Source organism: bacterium, from assembly GCA_024226335.1.
Classification (GTDB): Bacteria; Myxococcota_A; UBA9160; order SZUA-336; family SZUA-336; genus JAAELY01.
In genome coordinates this window covers 1-6,004 of the sequence record JAAELY010000179.1, presented here as the reverse complement: position 1 = coordinate 6,004, position 6,004 = coordinate 1, and the positions used below count along the sequence as shown (strand labels likewise).

5 protein-coding genes are annotated in these 6,004 nt (G+C 64.9%); 1 reads left to right on the top strand and 4 read right to left on the bottom strand.

Annotated features, from left to right (window positions below; translation table 11 throughout):
* The 4 genes from GY725_08955 to GY725_08940 form a co-directional block, all read right to left on the bottom strand.
* Window positions 1-300 (bottom strand): PaaI family thioesterase (locus GY725_08955; GenBank protein MCP4004310.1); only part of this gene is annotated, 300 nt, incomplete at its 3' end.
* Window positions 301-437: 137 nt separating this feature from the next.
* Entirely contained in the window at window positions 438-2,477 is a 2,040-nt protein-coding gene (locus GY725_08950) for a DUF3604 domain-containing protein (GenBank protein ID MCP4004309.1), read from the bottom strand.
* Window positions 2,478-2,484: 7 nt separating this feature from the next.
* On the bottom strand, window positions 2,485-4,515 hold the full coding sequence (locus tag GY725_08945) for a DUF3604 domain-containing protein (GenBank protein ID MCP4004308.1): 2,031 nt from the start codon (window positions 4,513-4,515) through the stop codon (window positions 2,485-2,487).
* Window positions 4,516-4,518: 3 nt separating this feature from the next.
* Entirely contained in the window at window positions 4,519-5,559 is a 1,041-nt protein-coding gene (locus GY725_08940; protein MCP4004307.1) for an MBL fold metallo-hydrolase, read from the bottom strand.
* A gap of 181 nt (window positions 5,560-5,740) precedes the next feature.
* On the opposite strand from GY725_08940, the gene GY725_08935 reads away from it, so the two are divergent.
* Window positions 5,741-6,004, top strand: a 264-nt coding sequence (locus GY725_08935; protein ID MCP4004306.1) for a helix-turn-helix transcriptional regulator, incomplete at its 3' end; no start/stop codon positions are given.

The window sequence follows — 6,004 nt, the reverse complement described above, 5'->3', positions numbered from 1 at the left end:
GCGGAGATCCACGTTGGTCATGAGGCCGCGGGTCTCACGCACCCGCTGATACGTGTCGGTCATGAGCATGGCCTGGGTGATGCTCATGTCGACGAGCGTGGCAATCACGCCGCCGTGCATCTGCCCGTTCGGGTTCCGCAGGTGGTCGACCAGCCCGACGCTCACGCGCGCGAAGCCCGGGCCGATGTCCTCGACCTCGAGGCCCATGTGGTTGAAGAACGGGAAGTCGGCGGCGAAGCCGAGGAGCTTCCGTTTGAGCGCCTGGCTTGCGTCGTCCGGGTCGGTTTCTTGTGTGGACATGGGGTTTTCGGAGAACCTCCGAGTATGGGTGTTATGTCGGTCAGGGACTGCCTGGGTGATGGGCCGTCGCCGGGGCCATCATAGAAGGTGGTCCCGCCACTGGGGACAGGTCAGACCGGGTACTTGCCCCGGTTCCACTACGAGGCGTCGATCCAGATCGGCGATGACCAGACGCGCTCGCGCAGCGTCGCGGGGACTCGCGGGTCGGGCTCTCGCGAAAGGCGCAGGGCGTCGTAGGTCGACCAGCGACACGTCGGGTTCTGGAGTACGCGGACGTAGTAGAAGGCGTCCTGCGCGGGGTCGAAGTCGGGGTCCTTCCAGGCCTTCATCAGCTGCATGGCACCCGCGTTTCCCGTGGGCTTGCAGCTGATCAGGTCGACGGATGCGCCATTGTCGGGGCAGCGCAGGGTCGCCGGATCGACCTCGAGACCATCTGTACAGGCGATGTCGCGGACCTTCTCGTGGGTCTTCCCTTGCGCGTCGATCCAACCCTTGATGATTTGAACGCGCTGTAGGGGAGCGCTCATCCAATCGCCTTGCGCCGCAACGTAGAAGGTGGGGCTCCCGGTGTCGCTCTCGGTCGGACGCAGTACGCCACCCATCGGAACTCCACCTGAGGTCGCCAATGCGATGGGCTCACGCTCGGCTTCGATGCTCTCGTCGAAGCCCCAGCCTGCGAAGAAGCGCAGCGTCATGCGGGGTCCCGAGGTGGCGTACACCTCGCGGCGTTTCATGGCGTCGAAGAGCGCGTCGCGCGTATTCTCTTCGGCCCAGACTGCGGCCAACCCTCCCGGCGTGTGGAACTTCAGCATGGATTGGTACGGCTTTCGGTCGGGATCGGCGACCGGTGGTTCCCGCAAGCGCCGGATCGCGGGCGAAAAGATCAATCCGACCGCGCCCACGAAATCCCATTCTTCAACGTCGCCGGGATTCCCGTTGTGTGTGTCGGTCGAGCCGATCATGCCGAAGGCCAGGGGGTTGAAGCCGAGTTCCCGGTCGAGCGCGAGGCCGACCTTGAGGCCTTGCCTCGCAAAGCCCGTCTCGAACGCGCAGCCGGTTTCCTCGCCTGGCTCACACGGCGAGAGCACCTGACTGAACGCGCACTCCTCGTCGGTAGCGCCGACGCCGAGTGCACACTCGGAAGCGCCCTTGATCTGATAGATCTCCGCCAGGGGTTCGCGGCGTTTGCGCAGACGCCACCCCTCCTCGTCGTAGCTCCCGCCATCCCAGGTGTACCGACTGTAGAAGAGTCCCCAGGTCTTGTTCATGTTGTGGGGGATCGTGAGGAAGTCGCAGTCGCCCGTGCAGTTGGCCTCCAGCCCGCGCCAGAGGTCGATGACATTGCCCACGTCCATGGAGGAGATCGCGTGCTCTGGCAGGCCGTTGCCGTTGAAGAGCACGTTTCGATGTTGCTTGCCGCCATCCGGCAGGGCCGGCGAGTACTCGTAGGCGGCAAAGGTCGTGAGCACGCCCGGCTCGTTGTAGGCATCGGCGAGCGCAATGTAACTCGACCAGTCGGCTCGGGCGTCGCGCTCGCAGCGCTCCACACCGCCTTCGCCTCGGGAGCAGATCGGCCACGCGCTGCGAACCGGGTGCTCGCGCGCCCTCTGCCGGTAGACGCCGGGGGGCACATCGGGGTCCGGTTCGAGCTCCTGTCGGCCTCGCATGCCCCGTCCCCTGATGAACTGGAAGATGGCGATATTCGGCGTCTCCATCACGGAGCAGTTGAAGGACTCGAACCACCCGAGGTCCGGGTCGCCACAGCGCGTCCGTGTCCCGAAGCCCTCGGCGTGATCCGTGATCGCCACGAAGTCGAGGGGGCGCGAGAGCTGCATCCGCTCTCCGCCATCACTGCGAAGCGCCTCGCCCCGCGCGAAGCGATAGGCATCCTCGATCGTGAGCGTCGTGCCGAAGAGCGTGGCGTCGAAGCTCTCGTGGGTGTGGACGTGCGTGTCGCCCCAATAGACGTTCTTGAGGGGGTTGCGCGGCTGGACGACCAGCGGTTCGGGCGCCGGGGCGTCGACCTTCGAATCGTCCTGGAGCGCGTAGTCGGCGGGCGCGCTCTCGCGGCCGAACGCTTGATTGGCGTTGCGAAAGTTTCGGCCGATCGTGAACCACCCGACGGTGGCGGCGAGCACGAGCAGGACCACGAACCCAAGTAGGATCTTCTTGATCATTTCCGGCTCACGACTGGCCCGGGCGGTACCAGATGGGCGAGGACCAGGCGCGCTCGATCACCGTCTTGGGCAGGTCACTGCGGGGCTCGACGCCGGCGCGAACCGCCTCCCAGGTGGACCAGCGGCAGGTCGGATTCTCGAGCACGCGCACGTAGTAGAACGCCTCCTGATCGGCCCGAAACTCCGGGTCTTGCCAGAGTGTCCGCAACTGCATGGCCCCCTTGTCCGGGTCGAACGAGCAGTCGGCGAGGTTCACTCGCGCACCGTTGTCGGGACAACGATGGGTCGCGGGATCCACCTCCAGGCCATCGGAGCATGCGACGTCGAAGACCTTCTCGTGGCTCTTGCCGCCCTCCTCCCAGCCCTTGATCACCTGCGCGCGTTGCAGCGGTGCGGCCATCGGATCGGCCAGCGCCCACACCCAGAAACGCGGTGCGCGACCGCCGTCTGCTGCGAGGTCGGCCCCCATCGTGACGCCCTCGGCGTAGGCACGGGTGACTCCGTCGGGTGCGTCGAGCAGAGCGGGGTCGAAGTCGTAGCCCGCGAAGAAGCGCAGTTTGATTCGCGGACCCGAGGTCGCGAAGGTCTCCTTGCGGCGGAACGCGCCGTAGATCGCCTCACGCGTGTTCTCTTCGGCCCAGACCGCCGCCAGCCCCGAAGCGCCCCAGAACTCGAAAGAACTGAATTCCAGATAGGTCGTGCCGTCGACTTCGTTCACGAGCTTGGGCGCGACAGTGCTCAAGGCCAGCCCGAGCAGCCGACCGGCGGGAATCGATCCGCGTCGCTCGGGCGTGGCATCGATCAAGCCGACCTTCGAGAAGTAGTCATCCTCGCGATCGGATCCACCACCCACGTGGGTGTCCGTCGAGCCGATCAAGCCGAACTTGTACGGGTTCATCGCGCCACCGGCGGCGATCTCGAGGCCGGTGCGGTAGGCATCTCGCACGTAGCTGCCCGTGGGCTCGCTCGGCCGCTTCGTCCCGACCCGATAGGGCATGATTTCGAAGCCGGCCCACTCGTCCGTGTCCGAGAGAAGAGGATGGGTCTCCGACGTGCCCTTGACCTGTGTCACCTCGACCAGCGGCTCGTTGCGCATGCGCTTTGCGGCGTACGCCTCGTCGATCGGCTCGCCGGCCCAGTTCACGCGCTGAAACATCGCGCCGTTTGAGCCATTCGAGTTGTGGGGGATGGCGAGCGATTCGATGCCCTGCTCTCGAAGCGCATCCATCCAGTCCCAGAGGCCTTCGGGGTTCCGGGAGTTCAGACGAGAGAAAGGCAGCTCGGGCAGATCGTCGGTACCGCGAAAGATCACGTTGCGATGCAGATTGCCGCGCTCGCTGGTCGACGAGGTGTACTCGTAGCCGGCGAAGGCCGTGAATCGGCCCGGCACGTAGGCCTCATCCGCCGCCTCGATCGTGTCGCGCCAGGCGGACCGGGAGATGCCATCGATCTCCTGCCGCTCGACTTCTCCGGTCGAGACCAGGTCGATGAGTCCCGACACGAGTGTGCCGAAGACCTTGGCGCGTGTGGCCAGAGTGAAAAGGCCGCGGTTGTCCGGCGCGTTCAAGTCGTGGGCGATCTCGCTGACCGGCAGCCTCGAGAGCTCGGAACTGGTGTCGGCGGCCTCCTTCGCGACACCGAGGAACATGGCGTGGTCGGTCACGGCATAGAAGTCGAGAGGACGGCTCAGCTTGATCTCGTAGCCAGCTGGGTGCTGGATCGCCTCGCCCTTGGCGTAGCGGTAAGCGTCGCGTGGTGTTGCCTGGGTGCCGAATGCGAAGGCATCGAAGGAGTATTCTGTGTGGACGTGCAGATCGCCGTAGTAGACATTGCGCTCGGGGTTCGCCTCGGGCCGAAGCGACATCGTGTCCATGATCGGTTCGAAGATCACGTCATCCGTCATGACCCGACCCGACGACTGGCCCGAGCTGACCTTGCTCGCAACTCCGACGTTCGCGACATCCTCGCAACCCGACGAAGCAAGTACGCATAACAAAGCGATGGATCCGATACTGAGAATCTGTGTGCGAGGGTTCATGATTCAGGGCTCCGTGATGCGGATCTCGTCAGAGTCCGCGGGCAGATCAAAGGTGTGTAGGTCGCGCGTGAGAATGACGTCATCCGGCAGCCCGCGCAGAAACATCCTCTCGACCAGCGCGTTCGGTGGGGCCGGCACCAGGTGGTAGAGGGCGAGACGCTTGATGCCCGCCCCGGCCGCGCGGGCCGGTAGCGACGTCACATCGGCGTGATAGTCGATGACGTCGATCATGATCTCAGCCGCCGGCCGGCCGAGATCCGTCGCGGCTTTGATCATCGGGTCGAGCACGGTGCGCGACAGCGCGTCGTGGAGTAGGAGGTCTGCGCCTTTTGCCGCGGCGAACAGGCCGTCGGCGGCGTTGGTATCTCCGGAGATGACGACCGACCGGCCGCGATAATCGACCCGGTAGCCCACCGCAGGCTCGATGGGCGGATGCTCGACGGCGAACGACGTCACGGTGAGGAGGTCATCCTGCCACACCACCTCTCCCGGGTTGATCGGCTGCGCCCGCATCGGGCCAATCTCGGGAGGCAGTCGCGCTGCGCCGTGATGGGCCGTGCGGTAGCCGCGATCCAGCCCATAAGCAGCGTTGAATCCGTCCACCACCGACTGCACCCCGGTTGGGCCGTAAACATCGAGTGGAGCGGGTCGGCCCTGCACCCAGGAGGCCAGGTTCACGTCCGGCAGGGCGGCGATGTGATCCGAGTGGAAGTGCGTAAGGAAGACGCCGTTGATGCGCGCCATGGGCAGCCGAGCCTGGGCCATCCTGAGTGGCGAGCGTGCACCGACATCGAACAGAAAAAAGTGTTCGTTGGTGACCACCGCGATACAGGCCTGGGCGCGCTCGAGACCCCTGCCCAGCGGCGACGCGCTCCCGCAGACGATGACGCGTAGGCCGTCCAGACGTTCGGGCGTCCGTCCCAGAAAGGTAGTCGCAACACGCTTGGCGAGCGCATCCTGGGCAGCGGGCACGTTGAATAACACCGCAGCGGCCGCGCCGACTAACACGACCAGGGCGATCAGGAAATAGAGGAACTTCTTCATCATTCCCTATCCCCAGAATATCTGGAGGCTCTCCCCAGAATATCTGGAGGCTCTCCCCAAAATATCCGGAGGCACTTGACCACCGCGTCAAACATCATTAGCGTTATGCTAATCTTGCATCGGCAAGTATGACCGACGGCCGGTCCTCTTGCAAGCCAGGCCGGAGAAGGCGAGTCGATCGATGGCCACGAAGACGAAAGCGAAGACCAAGCAAAATCGGGCCGACACCGAGCGTCGACTCATCGATGCCGCCCTCGACCTGATTCGACGCAACGGCGTGCTGGCCGGTCTCAATCTCCGCGAGGTCGCCGATGGGGCTGGCGTCAATCGCGGCAACATCTACCACTACTTCGGCTCGAGACGGGAACTGCTGCGCGCGGCGATTACCCGTCGCTTCGAAGCGGTGATCGAATCTCTGTTGGCCGACCGGCGGGGCGTCTCCTTC